Genomic DNA, 22,792 nt, shown 5'->3' with positions numbered 1-22,792 from the left:
ATGTTCATTGTGAGCATAGGTAACAATGAGTTAGTCTCCGTCAGTCCGCTCCATCTCACTTCCCGTAGGAGCTCATGCATCCCGACAACGAATCCACCTGGGCACCGCCCGGCGACTCGAAGGAACAACCCCGGCAGGTGCGCCGCATCCTGAAGCTCTTCCGCCCCTACCGCGGCCGCCTTGCGATCGTCGGCCTGCTGGTCGGCGCCGCGTCACTGGCTTCGGTGGCCACCCCTTTCCTGCTGAAGGAGATCCTCGACACCGCGATCCCCGAGGGCCGCACCGGGCTGCTGAGCCTGCTCGCGCTCGGCATGATCCTCAGCGCAGTGCTCACCAGCATCTTCGGCGTACTGCAGACCCTGATCTCCACGACCGTCGGCCAGCGCGTCATGCACGACCTGCGCACCGCCGTCTACGGCCGGCTGCAGCGCATGTCGCTCGCCTTCTTCACCCGGACCCGCACCGGCGAGGTCCAGTCGCGCATCGCCAACGACATCGGCGGCATGCAGGCGACCGTCACCTCCACGGCCACCTCCCTGGTCTCCAATTTCACCAGCGTGGTCGCCACCGTCGTCGCCATGGTCGCGTTGGACTGGCGGCTCACCGTGGTCACGCTGCTCCTGCTGCCGCTGTTCGTGTGGATAAGCCGCCGGGTCGGCGACGAACGCAAGAAGATCACCACCCGGCGTCAGAAGCAGATGGCCGAGATGGCCGCGACGGTGACCGAGTCGCTCTCCGTCGGCGGCATCCTGCTCGGCCGCACGATGGGCCGCGCCGACTCGCTCACCAAGTCCTTCGCCGACGAGTCGGAGGGGCTTGTCGACCTGGAGGTCAGGGCGAACATGGCGGGGCGCTGGCGCATGGCCATCATCACGATCGTCATGGCCGCCATGCCCGCCGTCATCTACTGGACCGCCGGCCTCGCGTTCCGGTTCGGCGGCCCGTCCGTCTCGGTCGGCACGCTCGTCGCCTTCGTCTCGCTCCAGCAGAACCTGTTCCGGCCGACCGTGAGCCTGCTGTCCACCGGCGTCCAGGTCCAGGCCTCGCTCGCGCTCTTCCAGCGCATCTTCGAGTACCTCGACCTGCCCATCGACATCACCGAACCCGAGCACCCGGTCCGTCTGGGCCAGGTCAAGGGCGAAGTCCGCTTCGAGAACGTCGAGTTCCGCTACGACGGCGGTGACGGCCAGGGCGGCCGGGGCGCCCCGATCCTCGACGGCATCGATCTCACCGTCCCGGCCGGCGGCAGCCTCGCCGTCGTTGGCCCCACCGGCGCCGGCAAGTCCACGCTCGGCTGCCTGGTGCCGAGGCTGTACGACGTCACGGGCGGCCGGGTCACGCTCGACGGGGTCGACGTACGCGATCTGGACTTCGACACCCTGTCCCGCGCGGTCGGCGTGGTCTCCCAGGAGACGTACCTCTTCCATGCCACGGTCGCCGACAACCTGCGCTTCGCGAAGCCGGACGCCACCGACGAGGAGCTGTACGCGGCGGCGCGGGCGGCCCAGATCCACGATCACATCGCGTCCCTGCCCGACGGCTACGACACGGTCGTCGGCGAGCGCGGCCACCGATTCTCCGGCGGCGAGAAACAGCGCCTCGCCATCGCTCGCACCATCCTGCGCGACCCGCCCGTCCTCATCCTCGACGAGGCGACCAGCGCCCTGGACACCCGTACCGAGCACGCCGTGCAGGAGGCCATCGACGCGCTCTCCGCCAACCGCACCACCCTCACCATCGCCCACCGGCTGTCCACCGTCCGCAGCGCCGACCAGATCGTGGTCCTCGACTCAGGGCGTGCGGTCGAACGCGGCACGCACGAGGAACTACTGGAACGGGACGGCACGTACGCGGCGCTGGTACGGCGGGACGCGCAGCTGGAGCCGATGGAGCCGATGGAACCGATGGAGTCGAACATGGCTCCGGCATTGCGGCCGATGGAGTCGACAAGATGAAAATATGCCGGGTTTGAGGTGATATGCGGGTTACCGTGCCCGCATGCAGATGAACACTCCGCCACGGAACACGATTCGACTGACACGCCGGGGCCGGGCCGTCCTCATCGCGACCGGAGCTGTCGTGGCGGCCACCGCCGTGGCCGTGCCGCTGCTGCTGACCCTGGGGAGCGGTGACGACGAGGGCGAAAACCGCACGACACTGGTGATCCCGGAGGGCTGGCGCTCCGCCCAGGTCTACAAAGCCGTGGACAAGGCCCTCGCCCTGCCCGCCGGATCCACCAAGAAATCCCTGGCCAAGGCCCGGCTGTCCCTCCCGGCGGACGCCGAGGGCAACCCGGAGGGCTACCTCTTCCCGGCGACGTACACCTTGGCGGAGAAGGTGGCGCCGGAGTCCGTGCTGACGACCATGGTCGAGACCGCGGCCAAGAGGTTCAACGGCGGTCAGGTCACGGCCGGGGCCCAGCGCAACGCGATGAACGTCTACCAGGCGGTCATCGTCGCGAGCATCATCCAGGCCGAGGCCGCCACCAAGGCGGACATGGGCAAGGTGGCACGCGTCGTCGTCAACCGGCTGGAGCGCGGCATGCCGTTGCAGATGGACTCCACCCTCAACTACGCGCTGAACCGCTCCACCCTGGACACCACCGTCGCCGACACGAAGATCAACAGCCCCTACAACTCGTACCAGCGCATGGGCCTGCCACCCACACCGATCGCCAACCCGGGCGAGGACGCGATGCGCGCCGCCGTCAATCCGACCCCGGGCGACTGGCTGTACTTCGTCACCGTCAAGCCGGGCGACACTCGCTTCACGGCGAACTACGAGGAACACCTGCGCAATGTCGCCGAGTTCAACGAGAACCGGAGGAAGCCGTCGGCAACGACCGGTGCGAGCTCCGCCACGCCACGTGCGTAGACCTCCGCCTGACGGCCGGGAACCTTGGTGGGGGACCGGGCATCAGGCGCCGGCCGAACCTGGACCGTGCGGGGCGTCGGGTGGCAGTCGAGCCGGGACCGTACGGGGATACGGGGCGGCAGCCGGGCCGCAGGGCCGTGCGGGGCGTCAGGCGTCGGTCGGACCTGGACCGTGCGGGGCGTCGGGTGGCAGTCGAGCCGGGACCGTACGGGGATACGGGGCGGCAGCCGGGCCGCAGGGCCGTGCGGAACTCAGGTGTGGTCGAACCTGGACCGTGGGGAACTCAGGCGGCGGTGACCCGCTCGCCCGCCAGTAGTCGTCTGATGTCCCGTACCGCCGCGCGCCCGGCGCGGTTGGCTCCGATGGTGCTCGCCGACGGGCCGTAGCCGACCAGGTGGATCCGGGGGTCGGCGACCGCGCGGGTGCCCTCGACGCGGATGCCGCCGCCGGGCTCGCGCAGCCGCAGCGGGGCCAGATGGTCGATGACGGCACGGAATCCGGTCGCCCACAGGATGACGTCGGCGTCCACGCGGCGCCCGTCGTCCCACTCCACGCCGTCGGGCGTGATCCGGTCGAACATCGGCAACCGGTCCAGGACGCCGTCCGCGATGCCCTGCCGGATCGCGTCGTTGAGCGGCAGCCCCGTCACCGACACGACGCTCTTCGGCGGCAGCCCCTGCCGCACCCGCTCCTCCACGAGGGCGACTGCCGCACGGCCCACGTCCTCGGTGAAGGGCCCCTCACGGAACACCGGCGGCCGCCTGGTCACCCACGTCGTCGCGGCGGCGTACGGGGCAATCTCCAGCAGATGCTGGGTCCCGGACGCGCCACCGCCCACCACGATCACCCGCAGCCCCGCGAACTTCTCCGGCCCCGGGTACTGCGCGGTGTGCAACTGCCGCCCCCGGAAGGTCTCTTGGCCGGGGTAGCGCGGCCAGAACGGCCGGTCCCAGGTGCCCGTCGCGTTGATCAACGCCCGCGTCGACCACGTACCCTCCGAGGTCTCCACGAGTAGCCGCCCGCCCTCGCCCTCACGTACCACGCGCACATCAACCGGACGCCGTACCCGCAAGTCGAAGGTGCGCTCGTACGTGTCGAAGTACTCCCTGAGGACCTCGGAGGAAGGGCGAGCCGGATCGGCGCCGGTGAGCTCCATGCCCGGTAGCGCATGCATCCCGTGCACCTTGCCGTACGTCAGCGACGGCCAGCGGAACTGCCATGCGCCGCCCGGGCCGGGGGAGTGGTCCAGCACCACGAAGTCGCGCTCCGGTTCGAATCCGGTGCGGCGCAGGTGATAGGCGCCGGCCAGCCCTGCCTGACCGGCGCCTATGACGACGACCTCGACCTCACGCATATTGTTCACGCTTCTACTAACTCCGGAGAAGTCACGGATCTTCCCGAAGGACTTCCGAGGGGCGGGGCGAGGTGGTCGACGGCGGGAGGCCGCCGCTGAACCGAGGATCCGTGAAGGCAGCGAAGCCGACCTTGCGCGGGATGAGTTTCAGCTCGGTGAAGGCGTGCACGTCCTCGGGCAGACCGGTGTCCTTCGCCCAGACCTTCGCCCACTCCTCCTCATAGGAGTACACCCACGCGTAGGCGCGCCGCAGCCGTTCCAGATAGTCCTCGATGGCGGCGGGCTTCTTCTTGTCCCGCAGCGCGCTCGGCGCCGCCACCTGGAAGGTGAGGCCGTTGGTGACACCGTCGCCGGTAGCCAGGACGCGTCCCTGCTTCGCCTTGAGGTCCTGCGAGGTGTACGGATCCCAACACCGCCCACGCGTCGACCTTGCCGGAGGCGAACGCGGCCAGCGCGTCGGCCGGCTGGAGGTACTTGACCTTCACGTCGCTCAGGCTCAACCCAGCCTTCTCGAGCGAGGCGACCAACTGGTGGTTGGCGGAGGAACCCTGCGCCACAGCGACCGACTTGCCACCCCCGCGACCTGTGCGATCCCCCCGTAGAAGTGAGGACGTCCGCAGTCAACAGGCCGGTGGCGCTGAGGAGTTGCCTCAGCGCGAGCAGCAGTACGGGCCCGGAGGCGCGTCGCCGCAGCCGGCGCGGGACGCGGGTGCTGCGGGCGGAGCTGGGGAACAGGAGTTCGAGAGCGAGTTCGCGCGAGAGTCCGAGTCCGTTTCCATGGGCCTCGGGCGAGCCGGGTGGGGCATGGCTGATGCTCATGGGAGCTCCATGGGAGGAGGGCGGCCGGTGGCGAGGTGGCCGAGGGGAGGAGGGAATGCCTCAGCGCCGCCACGCCGCAAGCGGGTGTACGTGTGCGGGCAGGCGTGGCTCAGGGGCGCGGGTGAGCCGCGAGGAGAAGAAAGGAAAGGAAAGCGGAGGCGTCAGCAGTCGTGGCGACACACGGCGGAGGCCACCCGCAGCAGGTCGATGTGACCGCGCGAAGTGAGCACGGCTGAACGCAACATGCCGCAGAACGTAGCCAGATGGCCCGCACATGGTCAATGGCGCCTCGCGCACTGGACGTCACGTATCACGAGGCGGTTGCCGGCCGCCGGCTCGCCGCTTGCTGGTCGTCGGTTCTCCGGTCGATGGTGCTTGCGTCGGGCCTTCCGCTGCGTGGGGACGGGGGTGCGCGAGGATGGGGGCATGTCCGATGCGTTCACCACCCGAGTCCTGAACATCACCTCCGGCTCCCGCGAGAGGGTTGTCGACCTCACCCCCGACTGCGAGGCGTTCCTCCGCGAGGCGGCCGCCGGCCGGGACGGTCTCCTCAACGTCTTCGTCCCGCACGCCACCGCCGGCGTCGCGATCATCGAGACGGGCGCCGGCAGCGACGACGACCTCCTCGCCGCCCTGCGCACCCTGCTACCCGCCGACGACCGCTGGCAGCACCGCCACGGCACCCCCGGCCACGGCCGCGACCACGTCCTCCCCGCCATCGTCCCGCCTCACGCCACCCTTCCGGTCATCAACGGGCAGCTGCAATTGGGGACTTGGCAGTCGGTGTGCCTCGTGGACACCAATAAAGACAATGTCAACCGTCAGGTTCGACTGAGCTTCCTGGGTTGAGCAAGATCGTCCTGGGTGTGGCCGCCAAATCTCCGTACCTTGCGTGTTCGAAACGGAGAAGTCTTGCGCGGTACGGACCTGAACATGATCGAACGCCCCTACGACGGATGCGGCAAGTGCCTGCTCGGCGTGCGGCGGCTGTCGCGGATGAAGCTTGCGACGTCGTCCCCGGAGCGCCGGCGTGAGGACATCCTCACTGCGGCTGGCGCCGTCGGCGGCCACATCATCGGCTGGCCCGATGACTGGGAGGTCTCAGCACGCCAACTGTGGGAAGACTCAGATCCTGGCGACCTACCAGGGCCCAGACGGCGTCGTATCCAAGACTGTGACGAGTCTTGGCGACTCGCGCCCTGCGGTCCCGATCGTCGACGCTCTCAGTCGGATCTCTGGCCTCGCCACCGTCCCTGTCAGTGTCCACGACTGCCGGGAACAGCGTGCGGACTACTACCCGCGTATGCACCTTGTGGCACTGACAGACGTTGCTGCCAGTGCCGATCTTCTCCGTGGCGCCCACAGCCTGTGGTACGAGTACGTCTGTCTGCGGCTTCATCAGGCGCTGGCCGATTCTGGAGAATGCCTTGGTGAGTGTGCCCGATACGGTCAGCCGGGCGATCCGTTCCGAACTGGAGCTAGAAGAAGCCGAGTTGTGTGCGGCACTCGACGATTTCTCGGGCACTTCTTCGGGGCCTGAGACGGAGAACGCACGTCACTGGGAATTCGACCATCCCAGGCAAACCGTTGCTACGGACAGACGCGGCCTGACTGCTGTGCACCTCACTGCAGCTCCCGCCGCCGCGGCCAGCCCATGAGGGGAGCGCCGCGGCACCGGTGCTGGCCCGCGTTCGCAATCCAGTTAAGGTGGGGTTGTCCTAACGGAGGTTGGCGGAGTCGAGGGTTAGCAACCTGGACAACCTGGGGCATCGACCTGCCGCAGATCGCGGTCAAGCACCAGTGGTGTACCTCAACCAGACGCAGAGCACCTTCGGTGAACTCCCGGCCCGGGTGGCGCACCATGTGCCTGCTCGGCTTCTACACGGGCCTGCGCTGAGGCGAGCTCGCCGACTTGCATCGCCATCGGATCGACCAGCGCCGTTCCCGCTTGTTCGTGGAGCCCCGCGCATGGAGGCTCGCAAGAAACGGTTGGGCGAGGTCCACATCGCCCGCAACACCTTCGGCGCGAACATGCTGCGCCTCATCTCCGCCTGCTGACTGCTGCAGAGGTTCGAGCTACCGCCGATCGACGATCCCGACTGGACGCCCATCATGCGCGAACAGCTGACGGGCGAGCGGAACCGCTGGCTGCGTCAGCTCGACGAGGCCACCTTGTGGCTGCTCGACAACGCCGCGACGTAGGCCAGCAGCTGGCCTTGCTCCCGCATCATCCGGTTCGCCATCGACCACGCCGGTCACACGCGTGCGGTCGTGCTTTCCGAACGGGAGGGAGGCCACCAACGTGGAAATGCTGCTCGCGCTGACCGTGCCGGTTCAGCGGCAGTTTTCCTGGAGCGCTACCCGTCCTACGGCGGCCCGTTCCTGATCGACATCGGCAACGAGTACCTCTTCGGCACCCAGGGCGCATGAAACCCCGTCATTTTCCACACGCAAGGGTCTGACCGCCGGGGGCCGGACGTGGTGTCCACCAGTGCCTGGAGTTGTGGCCCGTCAGGCTGCCTGTGCCGGGGGCGGGGCCACTCCTGCTGAGGCTTGCTGTCCGTTCTCGGCGAGGACGTCACGCGCCTCCGGAGATTTGCGCAAACTGGGCGCGTGGCGGAGTCGATCTCCCGCTATCACTGGGGACGTGGGCGCTGACGATTCGGTGACGGGCGATAACTTGTGCGGCAGTACAGCAGGTCGGTCGACAACGGGGGATCCATATGCGGTACCGCTTCACGTCCTACCATCCGGCGAGTGACGCCGAGGCAGCCGTCACGGACGGCACCCGGCTGGGCGGTCTGCCGCACTGGCTGGAGGAGCCGCAGTGGCCGGTCGACCCGTATGAGAACGAACTCGCCCCCTTTATGGGGCAGTTCCGGGTGCCGGCGGCGGACGGTAGTGGGAACGGGGACCGGATGGTGTACCTGTTCGCCATCGGGTTCTCGGGTGAACACGCCACCGTCGTCCAGCCGGGCGGGCAGGTCACCGAGTCCTTCGAGGCACGGGCGGCGGCCACCGGGCCGACCGACCTGGACCGGGTCCACCTGCTCCGGGTGGACGAGGAGGTCGACTTCTCCCACGTCGAGCGGGAAATGGAGCCGGTCGAGGACGAGGACGAGGACGACCGGGAGGAGCGGCTGGAGGAACTGCTCGAAGAGCGCCAGAAGGACGCCGCGGGCAGCATCCGGATGAACCAGCTCGGCGGCCCCGACGTGGTACCGGTCTGGCTACAGAACGACGACCTGCCGGGCGAGGGCTGGCAGCTGGTCGCCCAGCTCGACTCCTGCCAACTGCCCTTCGACGTCAACTTCGGTGACACCGGGGTCGGTTACCTGTTCCTTTCGCCGGACGGCAAGAACGCCGAGTTCTTCTTCCAGAGCTGCTGAGGGGTCGGGCACGGAGCATTCCCGGTTCCGCCCCGCGGTCTTCGAGCCCGCCCCGCCGACGGTCCCGTCCCCGACCCGGCCGCCACCCGGCTGGGTGGCAGCCGCACTGGCTGGGTGGCAGCCGCACTGGCTGGAGGAGCCGCAGCGGCCGTACTCGGAGGCCACCCCGATGGATTTTCCTCGGGCTTCAGGGGAAGGGGCGGGTGAGCCGCCGCGCCTGGCCTATGTGTTCCTCTCCCGGGTGACTTTTGCCAGAGCCCATTTCTCGTGAACATTTCCCGGCTCGTCGACCTCCAGCTGCCGCCCAAAGTGCCGGACAGACGCTGCTGCTGGAAGTGAACGAAGTCAGTCGTGAGTACCTCCGTCGGGACTACCGTTTCCGCTGCGTGCCGGTGGAATGGGAGCAGCCGGGGCCCTGGGGGAGGCTGCCGTGACGGCGAGGCGTTGGCGCCGACGATCGCCCAGATGGCGGAGCAGGTCGGCGAGGAACGGTACCGCCGAGGACAGCATTCCGGAGGCCGGCGCGCAGGCGAGGGCGGCAGGGGGCTGCTGCCAGAGCGCGAGGGCGCCGACGGTGCGGTTGAGCAGGATGTAGCAGCCCCAGCACGCTGCGGCCAGCAGCATGAGGCCGATGCCCAGCGGCCCGCTGATCCTCATGTGGGCCACCCCGGGCCGACGGCAGTGCCCCCGAGACGGTCGAGGAGGTCCTCCGAGCGGAGACCATCCGCGGCGGCATCACGCGCTTGCGCTGGTACCACTTCTGCCCGGATGTCCTGCCCGGTGCGGGCCGGGAGTCCAGCTGCCCGACCGGGGGTGCACCTGGGGCACACCCCCGGGGACGTACCGGGAAGGGTCAGAACCTGAGGACGAAGTTGTGGATGGTGCCGGTGTTGCCGGGCAGGACGTCGTCGACGCGGAGTTTCCACACGCCGTTGGCGGGCTGGCCGCTGGTGTCGACGGTATACGTCTTCTTGATCACGCCTGGCCCCTCGGGCGATCCGGAGCCCTTGAGGAGGTGTAGTGAGCCGTCCGGGGCGACGAGGTCGATCTTGAGGTTGGCGAGGTTGGCGTGTTCGACGTGGACGTAGACCTGTGTGCGGGCCGAGCCGGTGCCGGTCAGGCCGGTGACCGTGGTCCAGATCTGCTCGTAGTTGTCGTCGGGGATCTGCTTGACGGTCTGGTTCTCGTACGAGAGGAAGCCGAGCGACCAGGCGTTGAGCTTCCCGGTCGAGTCGCCCGTGGAGTCGGTGACCTTCAGGGTCCAGGTGCCGGCGGCCGTCGCGGCGGTGGCGTCGATGCCGTACGTGGTCTTCAGGGTGCCGCCGGCCTCGGAGCCGTACGACTTGAGCGTGAAGGTCTTGTTGTCGGGGCTGGTCAGAGTCAGCGCCAGGTCGCCGATCTTGGTGTGGGTGAGGTCGGCGTACACCTGAAGGGGGCCGGAGGCCTTGCCGGTGACGCGCGAGACGGCGATGGCGGAGGTGGCCGTGCCCGTGTCGGGAATCGTCGTGGCCGTGGTGTTCTCGAACGGGGTCGGGAAGAGCAGCGACCAGGTGTTGAGGCTTCCGGTGGAGCCGTCGTCGATGTCGACGGCGCGCACGCGCCACTTCCCGTCGGAGGGCTGTCCGGTGGCGTCGACGGTGAAGTTGTTCGTGTAGGTGGTGCCGCCGGTGCTCAGGTTCGCGCTCTTGAGCAGGTACGTCTTGCCTGTGGGTGAGATGAGTTCGAGACGGACATCGCCGATCCAGGCGTGGCTGTAGCTCACCTTGACCGCGAGGTCGTTCGGTGCGCCCTCCGGGTGTCCGGTGACTGTGATCGGGGAGTCTGCGGGCGCGCCGGCGACGTTCGCGCCGGCGCCGTCGGGGATGGCCACTGGCACGTCGTTGGAGAAGCGGAAAGCCAGCGGCTTGCCGGTGCCGTCGCCCGGCTCGGGCGTGACGGTGCCGACGGCGGCCCGGACGTCGATACGGGGTGTGGTGGCGCCGGTGTAGGTGAGGGGGGTGCCGTTGCTCGCCAGGCGCGAGACGAGGCCGGCGATCGCCTCGGCGGGGTAGGCCTGCCGGAGGACCGCGAGGGCTCCGGCGACGTGCGGAGCGGCCATCGAGGTACCGTTCCTGCTGCCGTACGTGCCTCCGGGCAGCGAGGAGACGATGCTGGTGCCGGGAGCGAGCAGGTCGAGCAGCGGGCCACGGTTGGAGAAGGTGGAGAGCTGGTCGTCGTCCGTGGTGGAGCCGACGGTCACGGCCGTGGACACGCAGCCCGGGTTGCTGACGGCGTCGGCGAAGCCGTTGTTGCCGGCGGCGATGACGGTGGCCACGCCTTCGGCGAGCAGGTCGTCGATGACCGCCTTGCGGGGGTCCGTGTCGCAGGCGCTGGTGTGACGGTTCCCGCCCAGGCTCATGTTCGCGGCGACGATGGGCGTTCCGGCCCGCTTCAGCGCGAGGACCTTCTCCAGTCCCTTGGCCTGGGAGCTGGCGAAGCTCAGGATGCAGGGGCTCGCGCCGGGGCCGCAGTACTTGTCGTTGTCGAACCTGGTGAACACCTGGATGGCGGCGATGTCCGCTCCCGGGGCGACGCCGTGCGCGGGTGCGCCGCTGGCGCCGGTGCCGTCACCGGCGACGATCCCGGCCACGTGTGTGCCGTGGGCGCAGACGGCGGCCGCCATGGCGGCGCAGGGACCGGTGCCGGTGTCCGCGGCGCCGGGGCCTTCCTCCGCGATGCCTCCGCCGGGGCAGAGGCTGGTGGCCTTGATGGCGGGATCGTTGACGGAGAAGCAGGCCTCGGACGTGACCCGCCCGGAGAGGAAGGGATGGCGGGCGGACACGCCGGTGTCGAGGACGGCGACGGTGGAGCCGACTCCGGTCATACCGGCGGCGGTGGTCGTGTCGCTGCCGATGACGGCGGTGGATTCGTCGAGCGTGGGGGCAACGGGGATGTCCTCGGTCACGCTGACGACGCCCGGCGTGGTGGACAGCTCCGTCAGGCCCGCGCCGTCGACGCGGAGCGTGACCAGGGGGAGGGTGTCGTAGGAGACGAGGGTCTCGCCGGCCTGGGAGGCGGAGGAGAGGTCCGCGCGCTGGTCGGTGACGACGTTGACGCGGACGGTGGAGCCGTCCTGCGTGGCGTCGAAGAGCGGCGGGTCGACCGGACCCTGGCCGTCGGCGGTGGGGGTGAGGTCGTCGGTGAGGGTGGCGCTGTGTGCGGGTATCGCGGTGAACAGCAGGGCCGCTGACACGGCCGTCACCAGAGCCCATGCGGGTCTCTTCACTGGTGCTCCATCGGATCGGAGGATCGGGGGATCAGGTCATCGGGGTACGTATGGAAGTCCGGGCCGGGACGCGGAGGGGCCGGGCCGGGACGCGGAGGGGTCGGGCCGGGACGCGGAGGGGTCGGGCCGGGACGCGGAGGGGCCGGGCAGCAGGGCGCTGCCCGGCCCTCGTCAGTCAAGAAGGATCTGACGTCACGTCACTACGTTGCGTCTGCACCGTTCTTGGGGTCGCCCTGCGACTTGACTGCCTGGTAGTAGGTCCAGGCGTAGCCGCGGCAGATCGACTTGTGCCGGTAGTCGCTGCACACGTCGTCCTTGAGGGTGTTGTAGAAGACCGTGTCCACGGCGCTCTTCTTCGACGTGTCGAGGTAGTGGCTGTGGCTCGTGTACGAATTGCCGATCACGCCGTAGCCGTAGTCGTGCATGTCGCACGCGGCACGGAAGTCAAAGCCATCGGGCTTGTCCGAGCTCTTGGTGCAGTGGTCCTTGTAGATGCCCCGGACCTTCCGGCCGCTGGGAGTCGTCTTCCACTCGGGCCAACGCCAGCCGTAGTGGGCGACCTTCGTTGTGCAGCCGCTCTTCGTGTAGCGCATCCAGTGGTTGGCGGCCGAGCACTTCGCCGGATAAGCGGACGCACCGACGGGCTCCTCCGCGGGCGGGATGACGTCCTCGCCGTCGACCTCGGCGCCGGGCTCGGGACTGCCGGTGGTCTCCAGAGCCTGGGGGGCGGCCGCGTCCCCGGTGAAGGACAGCTCCCACCGTGTTCCGTCGTCGCTGGTCATCGAGGCCAGGCGGTCGCCGCCGTCGTAGGTGTAGCCGGCGAGGTCGATTCCTTCGGCGGGATTGGTGACCTGCTTCAGCAGGCCCGAGGCGTCGTAGTGGTAGCGGGCCAGGGTCTGCACGGTGGCGCCGGTGGTCACGGTGATGTCCTTGACCTGCCCGGCGACATCGCCGAGGGTGTCGCCGACGGCGGTGCTGATGCCCGCGTACGTGACACGGACTGTCTTGGCCGGGTCCGTGGCGGTCGCGGTCTCCGACACGGTGGAGACGCGGCCGACGCCGTCGTAGGAGACGGTGGTGTCGCCGAACGCCTTGCTGCCCAGGGACGTCACGCGCCAGGCGTCGCCGCTGACGGGGAGCCGGGTCCACGTGTAGGACGGCTTCAGGTCGGACGCCGGAACGGCGTTGCCCTGCTCGTCGGTGAACGTGTCGTCATCGGTGGCGGTGGTGGTCAGATCGAGGTTCGGGGTCTCCACGACCGTGGCCTTCATCTCACCGGCCAGGTCGTCCCACACGACGGTTTCGACGAGCGTGGAGCCGTCGGCGGCGGCGTAGTCGTTGACGGTGCCGCCATCGGGGCGGTCGAACGAGTTGGTGAGCTCGTACCGGGTGGCCTCACCGGTGTCCAGGTCCTTGGTGGTGATGCTCCCGGCGTCCTGGGTGAGGGAACGGTTCAGCTGACCGCCCACGAACTCGGCTTCCCAGCCGGGGCCGAACACGCCGAGGTCGGAACGCCCGGTGGGGGCGTCCTGGGCCAGGGCCAGCCCCTGGGGCTGCCCGGCGACCGTGTGGGAACGGGCCATGAGTCCGCCGTCCACGTCGTTCTCGTAGACCTGGTAGGTGTCGCTCGCGGAGAGGTACAGGCCGGGGCCTATCTCCTGTACCTCGCCTGCAGCGAGGGGCGCGTCGGGGACCTCGGACGTCGTCGATGCCGATGCGAACTGCTGCGGGAGCAGCAGCGCGATCGAGGCGACGGTCACGAGGGAGAGCGCGGCTTTGCGCACGGTGGTCCTCCCGTTGGGTCGATCCTTGGTGTTCAGGGGCCGAGGGACCAAGGGGAACCGGACGTACGTGTACGACGCGTTCCGTGCGGACGGTGAACCACCCCCGGAGCCCCCCGGCTTCGAGCCGGCACTCCCCGGTGGGGGTGCCGGTGTGAGCCTGCTCCGTGAGGGGGCCGCGAGGAACCTCGAATGTTTCAGGTAGCCGTCCGCTCACCAGTGGGTGAGGGTGTCGATGATCGCGGTGAAGGCGAAACAGTCGGAGACCAGTCGGTGGGATCGTGGGGCGTAGGTGCCGGAGAGGTTGCCCATGCTGTTGATGGAGGTGCAGCCGGTGCGCTGGACGGGGCGGCGGCGGTCGTCGCCGGCGGGGCTGAAGTCGGGGCCGCGAAAGTAGGCCACGCCCACCACGTCCCGCGCGGCGGCGATGTTGTTGTAGACGGACCGGACCGGTCGGTCTCCGGCCCATGCGCAGGTCTCCTCACCCGACAGCCACTCGGTGTCATCGCCGCGCCAACTGCACATCTTCCCGGTGCCGTTGTGTTCGCTGAAGAAGCAGACCGAGTCCTCGGGGCAGCGGTGGTAGCCGTAGGTGACCTTCCCGTCCGGGCCGACCGGGGCCTTCGAGGCCGCAGGCAGCGCCGCGTACACCGGTGTCCCGTCGTCGTGGTTCACGTACGCGTACCCGGCGACCGTCGCGCACGCCGTCGCCAGGAGGACGCTCGCGAGGGCCGCGGCCAGCACGGGGTGCCGGCGCCGGAAGCCCGCGCGGCGGCGGGGCCGGCGTACGGGGCCGGCCCCGTACGCGGCCTGCTCCACCCGCGACAGGAGGGCCTCCGTATCGTGCGCGGCGGCACGCTCCTCGTGGGTACGGGCCAGACAGTCGGAGATGATGTGCCGCCAGACCTCGGGCAGGTCGGGCGACAGGCGCAACTCCTCCGTGCCCTGGGCGTAGCGGGCGGCCGCGTCGCAGCGGGCTTCGGGGGTGGCGCCGGGCAGGGGGTGCGTGCCGGTGAGGACGAGATGGGCCAGGACGCCGAAGGCCCAGATGTCGGCGGTGGGCCTGATCAGCGTGCCGCGGGCGCTGGTCTCGGGCCAGAGGAGTTCCGGCGGGGTGTAGTCGCGGGTGGCGAAGGCCGGGGAGTAGGCGTGGGTGCCGTCGAGTTCGGCGGAGGTGCTGAAGTCGGCGAGGCGGGCCGTTCCGTCCTGCATCAGCAGGACGTTGGCCGGCTTGAGGTCGCCGTGGACCCAGCCCGCCTGGTGCAGCTGGTGCAGGCCCGCGCAGACCTGGGCGAGGAGGAGGGGGCCGGAGGCGGGGTGCGGGGTGCGGTCCAGGACGGCGTCGAGGGAGTCCTCCGCCCGTTCCAGTACGAGTACGGTGGCGCCGTCGAGTTCCGGGTGGTGCGGGTCGTCGACGGTGAGCGTCTCGAACATCCGGACGAGGCGGGGTGCGTGCAGGCGGCTGAGGAGGTCGACCTCCCGCTCGGCCAGGTCGCGCAGGTGGCGCACCTGGCGCGGTGTGCGGGTGCCGGTCGCCAGGAACTTCAGCGCCACCCGGGCCGGAAGCCCGTCGGCGGGCGTGGTGGTACGGGCCTCGTAGACCGTGGCGAACGCGCCGGATGCGATCGGCCGTCGTATCTCCCAGCGGCCGACGCGGTAGCCCTTCGGCACGGGGACGACATGCGGCGTCTCCTCGTGTCCTGTCACAGGGATACCTCACGGCCGGCGGAGGCTTCGAGCACGATCAGGTCGTCCTCGCGGACCAGGTCGAAGCGGAGCGCGAGGGAGACCAGGGACTCCTTCTTGCCGTTGAGACGCCGGCCCGCCTCGGCGGTGTCCGGTTCCGGACGGAGGCGGAGCTTGACGGCGAGGTAGTCCACGTTCCAGTAGACGGAGGACCGGTTGGCGGCGGGCCAGGTGGGACGCAGCCGCTCGACCAGTTCGTCGACCGTGGGCAGCGGGGCGTGCGGGGCGCCCCGCAGCCGGGGCTCACACAGGGCGGCCAGCACGGCGAAGTACCGTTTCGTACGGTCCAGGGCGAATGCCGGGGTCGTGGCGGCGCCGGGACCGATAGCGAGGTGCCGGTAACTGTGACTCGGTGCCCATACGTCGAAGCCGAGCAGGTCTCCGGCGGCCGGCAGGACCACTCGGGCGAACTCGAAGGGAACCGGAGCGTCCTGGCGGCCGGGGGCGACCTTGACGTGCTCGCCGGCTCCTTCCGGGTTCTCCACGACGTACGTCTGACCGCTGGTGTCGTTGCTCAGGATCCAGAACGAGTGGTGAGCGGTGATCGTCCCGGCCGTCCGCGACACGCCGGGGTGCGCGATGACGAGGTCATTGTCCGGCGCCCGCCCGAAGGTGAGGCTCTGCCCCGGGGCGATCCTGAGCTGGCCCGCGGGCCCGTCGCAGCCGGGCGGCACCACGATGATGCTGTGCACGGAGTGAAGACCTCCCCCTCATCCCATGCACGAGGCGTGGGCATCCATTTGATAGGGCAGGACGCCTGGTCTGGACGGCGTGCTCGGTCCTCGTTGAGCGAGCCCGTCCAGCAGCCATCCGGTGGCGCATTGTCCCTGCCCACAACTCCGTCGTTGTGCCTGCCCGTCCTGTACGGCGCTGCGGAACGGTCCGCGGCAGCGACGGCCCGGTCGTTGCACTCCGACCGAGCACGCAAGGAGCGTGATCGCGGCATGTCGGGTGATCATCGCGCTCAGTCTACGGGCCCGGACTGTGTGGTCGCGAGCCTGGCGGCCGCTGGATCCTCGGAGTTCGCGGAGTCGACGCTCACGGAGGAGGAACGTCGTGAGCGTGCGGAGCGGACGTGTTTACCTGACGGAGGACTTCGGGTTGATGAAGGGAGAGCGGCGATGGGGTCATGGCTTCAGGAGGCATTGGCGGCCTGTCGAGGGGATGCGGCCGCGTGATCCCGCACCTCCTTGTGCTGGATACGCCGCCGATGTCGGCGCTAATGGGGAATCGGCAGGTGTCAGGGTTGATCCACCGGGCGCATTTCGAGCCGGAAGACTATGCTGTGGGTTCCGGTGCTGTCAGTTCTTGAGGCGGACGCGGAGCATCCCGGGATGGCCGAGTACGTCGGTCGGCTCGAGGCCATCCACATGTTCGACCGGCCTGCCGTGTATTGGACAAGGCATGCTTCCACCGGTGGGCCATCGAGGAGAACGTAGTCACGTTCAGGATCACGAGTCCGGACCACGATCGGCACTGATCCGCGGGGTCCTGGAGGCGATGCCCTCCAGGACCCCAGCGCGGTGGCTGAGTCCCCGGGCAACCAGCGTGATCGGAGAGACAGAACCTAGTACTGCAACGGTGCTTGCCGTGACTGCTGGCCAGCTCAGTCGTTGGTGTGGTTATGGGTGGGGACCTTGCTGATGTCAGGCTCTGGGCCGGCGAACTGGACGTGCTGCATGAGCGGTTCGTGCACCGGTTCAATCGGGAGGAGCCGCGTCAGTCGGCGCTGGCTTACATGCGGGGACTGGTTGCGCCGCTTGAGCGGAAGAACGGCTGGACGCTGGCGTCTCGTGCCGCGCCACCACGTCATCCAGGGCCACCTGCAACGCATCGGCGTCCACCGCCTCGGCCAGCCGCAGCACCACCGGCATCGTGTACGCGCTGGTCTCGCCCTCCATCCCGTTGAGGAACCGGAGTCGGCGCTGGGCGAAGGAGAGCGGCAGGATCTCGGGGCGCTCGGCCCTGACCAGCGGCGGCAGTGCGGCGGCGGGCGCGGCCCCGCCCAGCCGCTCGGCCAACGCGGCCACCGTCGGCGCCTCGAAGACGTCCCGGACACCGGCCTCCTCCCCCAACTCGGCCCGAACCGCCCCGACCAGCCGCATCGCCAGCAGCGAATGACCACCGAGGTCGAAGAAGCTCTCGTCGATGCCCGGCTCATGCTCGGCGCCCAGCACCTCGGCGAAGATCCGGCACAGGGTGGTCTCCCGCTCGTCGCGCGGGGGCCGCCCGGTCTGCGTGTCCTGGCGCGGCGGGGCAGGCAGGGCGCGCCGGTCCAGCTTGTTGTGCGCGGTGAGCGGGAGGGTGTCGAGGAGGACCAGTGCGGAGGGCACCATGTAGCCGGGCAGCGCTTTCGCCAACTCGCCCCGCAGCTGGGCCGGTTCGACGTCTGCTTCGGGGCGCAGGACGAGGTAGCCGACGATCTGCCGGTCACCCGGCCGGTCCTCGCGGACCACCGCTGCGGCCGCCGCCACCGGTTCCAGGGCTGCCAGGGCCGCTTCCACCTCGCCCAGTTCGATACGGAAACCGCGGATCTTCACCTGGTCGTCGAGTCGGCCGAGGAACTCGACGGCGCCGTCGGGCCGTCGGCGGGTCAGGTCGCCGGTGCGGTACATGCGTGCGCCGGGCGCGCCGGCCGGGTCGGGGACGAACCGCTCGGCGGTCAGACCCGGGCGGCCCAGGTAGCCCCGGGTGACCTGAGCGCCGCCGATGAACAGTTCGCCGGGCACTCCGACCGGCACCGGTTCGCCGCAGCCGTCCAGTACGTACGCCCTGACGTTGCCCAGCGTGTGGCCAATCGGCACTGTCGTGGCGGTGGCGAGTTCCGCGGCCCGGGGGCGGTGGGTGGTCACGCCGACGGTGGTCTCGGTCGGCCCGTAATGGTTGAAGACCTCGCATTCGGCGCGGCCCAGGAGGTCGCGTACGAAGGTGCTGGTCGAGCTCTCGCCGCCCAGGATCAGGCCTCGGCGGGGCAGTACCCGGTGCACGGCGTGCGGCCCCTCCAGGGCGGCCAGGTGCGAGGGGCTGATCTTCAGGTAGTCGATCGTGTGCTCGGCGAAGTAGGCGGCCAGCAGCCGTCCGTCCGAGGCGATGTCGGGGTCCACCATGTGCAGCGTCCCGCCGCCGAGGAGCGCGGCCGAGAGGAACGTGACGCAGGAGTCGAAGGTGAAGGGCTGCACCATGGCGTACCCGCCCGCTTCCAGGCCCAGCGTGGAGACCACGGCGGTGTGGTAGTTGAGCACCTGCCGGTGCTCGACCACGACGCCCTTGGGCCGTCCGGTGGAGCCGGACGTGAACAGCACGTAGGCCGCCTGGCCCGGGTCCACGGCCACGTCCGGGGCGGTGTCGGGCAGTGCGTCCAGGGCGAGTTCCTCCACCGCGACGGCCCGCACGCCGGACGGCAGCCGGCCGGCGAGGGCGGCGTGGGTGATCACGACGGGGGCGGCGGTGTCGGCGAGCATCATCGCCATCCGCTCCCGTGGCTGGGCCGGGTCCACCGGCACGTAGCAGCCGCCGGCCTTGACGGCGGCGAGCAGCGCGACCACCGTCCAGGCGCCGCGCTCCAGGCAGATGCCGACGGGGGTCTCGCTCACCACGCCCAGCCCGCGCAGGTGGTGGGCCAGCCGGTTGGCGAGCCGGTCCAGTTCGGCGTAGCTGTGGGTGGCGTCGGCGCCGACCACCGCGACGGCGTGCGGGGTGCGGGCGGCCTGCTCGGCGAAGCGGCCGTGGAAGGTCGCGGAGGGCACCTCCGGCGTGGTGGTGTTCCAGGTGTCCAGCAGCGCGCGCTCACCTGCGCTCAGCAGCGCCAGGCGGCCGACCGGGCGATGCGGGTCGGCGCAGACCTCGCGCAGCAGGGTGGCGTAGTGGGCGAGCAGGCGCTCGGCGGAGCGCTGTTCGTAGCGGTCGGTGCGGTGGACCAGGGTCAGTGTGAGGGTGTCGCCGGTCTCCGACACGGTGAAGGTCAGGTCCCGTTTGGCGTCGGCCGGGCCGCCTGCGGCGAGCGGGCGCAGGACCAGTTCGCCGGAGCCTGCCGCGTCCGGGGAGGTGTCCGGGGTGGCCTGGTCGAGCACCAGCATGGTGCGGGCCAGGCCGTCCGGCGAACCGGCCCGCAACTGGTCGGCCAGCTGCTCGAAGGGGACTTCCTGGTGCTGGAAGTCTCGCCGGGTGGCCTCGGTGGCCCGGTCCAGCAGCTCGGCAAAGGTCGGGTCGCCGGACAGGTCGCCGCGCAGCAGCAGGGTGTTGACGAAGCAGCCGATCAGGCCTTCCAGCTCGCTGTGCCCACGGCCGCCGACCGGGGTGGCGACCACCGGGTCGAGCCCGGCGCCGTACCGGTGCAGAAGCACCTGGAGCGCCGCCAGGGACACCGTGAACAGGGTGGTCCGGTGTCGTGCGGCCAGCGTGCGCAGACCGGCCGCGACCTCGGCGGGCAGCTCCAGACCGTGCGTTGCCGCAGCCGGGGCGCCCTCCGGCCGGCCGGTGGCGGTGGCGGGCGGCGGGACGTCGGTCAGGCCGGCCAGCCGCTGTTGCCAGTAGTCGAGGCTCTCCTGATGGGCGACGCCTTCGAGTCGGCCGCGCTGCCAGAGGGCGAAGTCGCCGTACTGCACCGGCAGCGGCGGCAGCGCGTCGGCGGCGGAGTCGTCCGCGAGCCGGTAGGCCGTCGCCGCCTCGGCCAGGAGGACGTTCACCGACCAGGCGTCCGCAGCGATGTGATGGATCGTCAGGGCCAGGATGTGTTCCTGATCGTCGGTGCGCAGCAGCGCGGCCCGCAGCAGCGGCCCGGCCGCGAGGTCGAAGGGGGTGTGCGCCTCTTCGGCCAGCCGGGCGCGCACCCGCACCTGCGCCTCGTCGGCCGGCAGGCCCCGCAGGTCGCTCACCGTGAGTTCGAACGCGGAGTCCGGATGCACCAGTTGGACCGGCAGGCCGTCGGCTCCCGCGGCGAACGTGGTGCGCAGCACCTCGTGCCGGGCGATCACCCGGCGGAACGCCTGCCTCAGCCGGTCGGTGTCGAGCGGGCCGGAGCAGGTCACCGCCATCGGCACGTTGTACGCCGCCGACTGAGGGGCGATCTGCTGGGCCAGCCAGATCTGTTCCTGGGTGAAGGACAGCGGCACCGGTGTCCCCTCGGGGCGTCGCGGCACCCCGGCGGGCGAGCCCGCACGCCGGGCCGACCGCTCGCGCAGCCGTGCCTCCAGCCGGGCCCGCTGGTCCGGCGACAGCTCGGCGATGCGGCGGGCGGTGTCGGCGGCGGTGGCCTCGGCGACGGCGGTCTGGGGGGTGCTCACGGTGCTCTCCTCGGAGGAATCGGGCGGGCCCTGGGGCCCTGAGGCCGTGGGTGGAGGAACGGAGTCCAGGGGCCGGTGACGACGGGTGGGGCCCTGGTCAGAACAGGACGCGGGAGGCGGCGGTGGCCCGCGCGTCCCGGGACTTGCGCAGGTCGCGGGCGACGTTGACCCGCTTGAGCCAGCGGTCGGTGCCGTCGAAGCGCGCCGCGAAGGAGCTACGGCCGTGCACCGCCCGGTAGTTGTCGACGAACACGATCTCGCCGGGGGCCAGTGCGGCGCCGCCGAGGCGGCGGTCGATCTCGTCCGAGAGGCGCTGAAGAGCTTCCCGGGCCCGTGGATCCAGCCGGCCCAGGTCCATGAAGTACGGGTCCAGGCACAGGTACGGATCGGCCGGCGAGCCGAACAGCACCGGTACGGGTGCGGCGTCGTCGCGCATCCGCTTCAGGCGCTCGTGCGCCGCGTCCAGCAGACGCGGACCACCCTCCAAGGGGCGTCCGGGACCGGCGTCGAGCACCTGGAGGTGCGAGTGGTCGGGCAGGATGTAGAAGCGCGGCTCGGCCAGCACCCGCCGGTCCTCGGCCGAGATCTCCAGGTCCTGCACTCCGACGAAGGTGGTGGGCACCCGGTCCGGGTTGCGCAGGCAGAGCAGGCCCACGTAGTCGCCCCGGTAGGGGTGGAAGGCGTCCTCGACGTGCCAGAAGATGGTCTGGTTGCTGCCGGTGCCGATCTGTTCGTTCTCGTGGCCCTTGACCGGCAGGACGTCGTGCACCAGGTAGCCGTCCTGCTGGGTGGCCCAGGCCACCGGTTCGCCGAGCAGCGCCCCGCACAGCAGCAGGAGGATCTCCTCGCGCAGCGCCGGGGAGACACCGGTGCGGTGCTGCCAGTGCGCCGGGGTGGCGCCGATCCGGTCGTGGTCGACGCGGTAGCCGGAGACCACACAGGCGCCCGCCGGTTCGCGCAGCCGGAAATTCGTGAGGAACCGGCGGAGCGCGAGGGGCAACCGATGCGACTGGAGGGTCAGTTCGTCCTGGAGGGTCCGGTCCTCCACGCTGTCGTGACGCGCGGCCAGTTCGTCGAGCAGAACGGCGATGGCTTCGGCGTCGGGGGGGTCGAGGGTGAGGGTGTGCATGGGGTGGATCACCTCGGTCATCGGGTTTGCGGAAGGGGGCGGCGAGGGGCGGGCAGCAGCGCGGCGAGCCGGTCGAGTCCGGCGGTGAGCTCCTCGGCGGCGCCGCCGAAGCCGAGCCGGATGTGCCGCGGGGCGCCGAAGCAGACGCCCGGTACGACCAGCACGCCGTGCTCGCGGTCGAGCCGGTCGGCGAAGGCGGTCACGTCCGCCACCGTGGTCAGCTCGGGGAAGGCGGTGACACCGCCGACGGGCAGGTCGGCGGAGACTCGGTCGCCGTGCGTGGTCAGCCAGTCGGCCAGCACCGCGCGGTTGGCGGTGGCCTGGGCGAGGCGGGGGCGCAGTAGCGCGTCGGCGTGCCGTACGGCGTGCGTGGCCACCGCTTCGACGAGCGGGGAGAGGGCCAGGCTGGTGTAGTCGCGGCGGCGCACGCAGCCGGCCAGGACCTCGGGCGCGGCGAGCGCCCAGCCGACCCGCAGGCCGGGCAGGCCGTAAGCCTTGGACAGGGTGCCGAAGGAGATGGCCCGGGGGTAGCGGGCGGTCGGGTCGGGCAGCGGGGGCCGGTCGTAGACCAGTTGCTGGAAGGCGTTGTCCCAGGCGAGCCAGGTGCCGTACCGGGCACAGGTGTCGACGATCGCGGTCTGCTGGTCCTCGGTCACCGTGGCGCCGGTCGGGTTGTGCGGGAAGTTGACGACCACCATGGCGGTGTCCGGGCCGATCAGGGCCAGCAGTTCGTCCTCGTTGGTGACCACGCCGTGCTCGGTGCGCATCGCCCAGGGCACGATCCGGCAGCCCAGCGAGGCGGCGACCTCGACCAGCGCGTGGTAGGCGGGGGCCTGTACGACGACCTCGTCGCCGGGCTTGAGCAGGGCGTGCATGACCAGGTAGATCGCCTCGCTGGAACCCTGGGTGGCGATCACCGAGCCGGGGTCGGTGTCGTACCGCTCGGCGAGCGCGGCGCGCAGTGGTTCGCCGCCCAGCGAGTGGCTGTCGCGGAACATGACGTCGCCGAGCGAGGCCGCGCTGGTGCCGGCCAGGGCGAGGACCTGGTCGACGGTGTAGTTCTCGACGCCGCTGCTGCTGATGTCGTAGGTGGTGGTGAAGTACCGCTCGCGGAGCCAGTCCTCCAGCAGGGCAGGGGCGATGGGCATGGGGT

General features: G+C 70.3%; 12 protein-coding genes and 4 pseudogenes. 5 read left to right on the top strand and 11 right to left on the bottom strand.

The genetic code is table 11. The features are described from left to right. Positions 1 to 74: 74 nt before the first annotated feature. Positions 75 to 1,955, top strand: coding sequence for an ABC transporter ATP-binding protein (locus tag CES90_RS39440; RefSeq protein ID WP_229913862.1), 1,881 nt, complete (start codon positions 75 to 77; stop codon positions 1,953 to 1,955). 43 nt (positions 1,956 to 1,998) lie between these two features. Then, positions 1,999 to 2,874: an endolytic transglycosylase MltG gene (mltG, locus tag CES90_RS39435; protein ID WP_189783464.1), complete on the top strand. Its 876-nt coding sequence runs from the start codon at positions 1,999 to 2,001 to the stop codon at positions 2,872 to 2,874. Between the two features lie 283 nt (positions 2,875 to 3,157). Here mltG and CES90_RS39430 read toward each other — a convergent pair whose 3' ends face one another. The 3 genes and pseudogenes from CES90_RS39430 to CES90_RS52170 form a co-directional block, all read right to left on the bottom strand. Continuing rightward, entirely contained in the window at positions 3,158 to 4,237 is a 1,080-nt protein-coding gene (locus tag CES90_RS39430; protein ID WP_189783465.1) for an NAD(P)-binding domain-containing protein, read from the bottom strand. Between the two features lie 22 nt (positions 4,238 to 4,259). Then, a pseudogene (locus CES90_RS39425) lies at positions 4,260 to 4,800 on the bottom strand (ABC transporter substrate-binding protein); the annotation flags it as partial. A gap of 408 nt (positions 4,801 to 5,208) precedes the next feature. Then, on the bottom strand, positions 5,209 to 5,292 hold the full coding sequence (locus CES90_RS52170) for a putative leader peptide (RefSeq protein WP_373313366.1): 84 nt from the start codon (positions 5,290 to 5,292) through the stop codon (positions 5,209 to 5,211). 181 nt (positions 5,293 to 5,473) lie between these two features. On the opposite strand from CES90_RS52170, the gene CES90_RS39420 reads away from it, so the two are divergent. Together CES90_RS39420 and CES90_RS39410 are read left to right on the top strand one after the other, a co-directional pair. Beyond that, complete coding sequence (locus CES90_RS39420; protein WP_189783466.1) at positions 5,474 to 5,896, top strand: secondary thiamine-phosphate synthase enzyme YjbQ; 423 nt, start codon at positions 5,474 to 5,476, stop codon at positions 5,894 to 5,896. A 1,874-nt stretch (positions 5,897 to 7,770) separates the two neighbouring features. Next, positions 7,771 to 8,436, top strand: a complete 666-nt coding sequence (locus tag CES90_RS39410; RefSeq protein WP_189783467.1) for a DUF1963 domain-containing protein — start codon at positions 7,771 to 7,773, stop codon at positions 8,434 to 8,436. A gap of 471 nt (positions 8,437 to 8,907) precedes the next feature. Here the strand turns inward: CES90_RS39410 and CES90_RS39405 are convergent. The 5 genes and pseudogenes from CES90_RS39405 to CES90_RS39385 all read right to left on the bottom strand — a co-directional run. Next, positions 8,908 to 9,075, bottom strand: a pseudogene (locus tag CES90_RS39405) (EamA family transporter); the annotation flags it as partial. Positions 9,076 to 9,289: 214 nt separating this feature from the next. After that, positions 9,290 to 11,701 (bottom strand): proprotein convertase P-domain-containing protein, encoded by a 2,412-nt coding sequence (locus CES90_RS39400; protein ID WP_189783468.1) that lies wholly within the window; start codon positions 11,699 to 11,701, stop codon positions 9,290 to 9,292. A gap of 200 nt (positions 11,702 to 11,901) precedes the next feature. After that, positions 11,902 to 13,485 carry a phospholipase A2 gene (locus CES90_RS39395; RefSeq protein ID WP_229913863.1) on the bottom strand — a complete coding sequence of 528 codons (1,584 nt, stop codon included), beginning with the start codon at positions 13,483 to 13,485 and terminating at the stop codon, positions 11,902 to 11,904. Positions 13,486 to 13,695: 210 nt separating this feature from the next. Beyond that, a complete protein-coding gene (locus tag CES90_RS39390; RefSeq protein WP_189783469.1) occupies positions 13,696 to 15,189 on the bottom strand; it encodes a serine/threonine-protein kinase in 1,494 nt (497 codons plus the stop codon). Then, positions 15,186 to 15,920, bottom strand: a complete 735-nt coding sequence (locus CES90_RS39385; RefSeq protein WP_189783470.1) for an FHA domain-containing protein — start codon at positions 15,918 to 15,920, stop codon at positions 15,186 to 15,188. The genes CES90_RS39390 and CES90_RS39385 overlap by 4 nt, the downstream gene beginning before the upstream one ends. 932 nt (positions 15,921 to 16,852) lie before the next feature. Between CES90_RS39385 and CES90_RS50485 the strand changes: the two are divergent. After that, positions 16,853 to 17,065 (top strand): annotated as a pseudogene (locus CES90_RS50485) (IS701 family transposase); the annotation flags it as partial. A 10-nt stretch (positions 17,066 to 17,075) separates the two neighbouring features. Here the strand turns inward: CES90_RS50485 and CES90_RS39380 are convergent. The 3 genes and pseudogenes from CES90_RS39380 to vioD form a co-directional block, all read right to left on the bottom strand. Continuing rightward, positions 17,076 to 20,339: pseudogene (locus CES90_RS39380) on the bottom strand (amino acid adenylation domain-containing protein); the annotation flags it as partial. A 268-nt stretch (positions 20,340 to 20,607) separates the two neighbouring features. After that, positions 20,608 to 21,660: a guanitoxin biosynthesis L-enduracididine beta-hydroxylase GntD gene (gene gntD / locus CES90_RS39375; protein ID WP_232791361.1), complete on the bottom strand. Its 1,053-nt coding sequence runs from the start codon at positions 21,658 to 21,660 to the stop codon at positions 20,608 to 20,610. Further along, positions 21,657 to 22,787: a capreomycidine synthase gene (gene vioD, locus CES90_RS39370; protein WP_208921567.1), complete on the bottom strand. Its 1,131-nt coding sequence runs from the start codon at positions 22,785 to 22,787 to the stop codon at positions 21,657 to 21,659. Before vioD ends, gntD begins: the two co-directional genes overlap by 4 nt. Positions 22,788 to 22,792 lie beyond the last annotated feature (5 nt).

The organism is Streptomyces capitiformicae, assembly GCF_002214185.1.
Taxonomy (GTDB): domain Bacteria; phylum Actinomycetota; class Actinomycetes; order Streptomycetales; family Streptomycetaceae; genus Streptomyces; species Streptomyces capitiformicae.
This window is presented reverse-complemented; position numbering and strand designations above follow the sequence as displayed.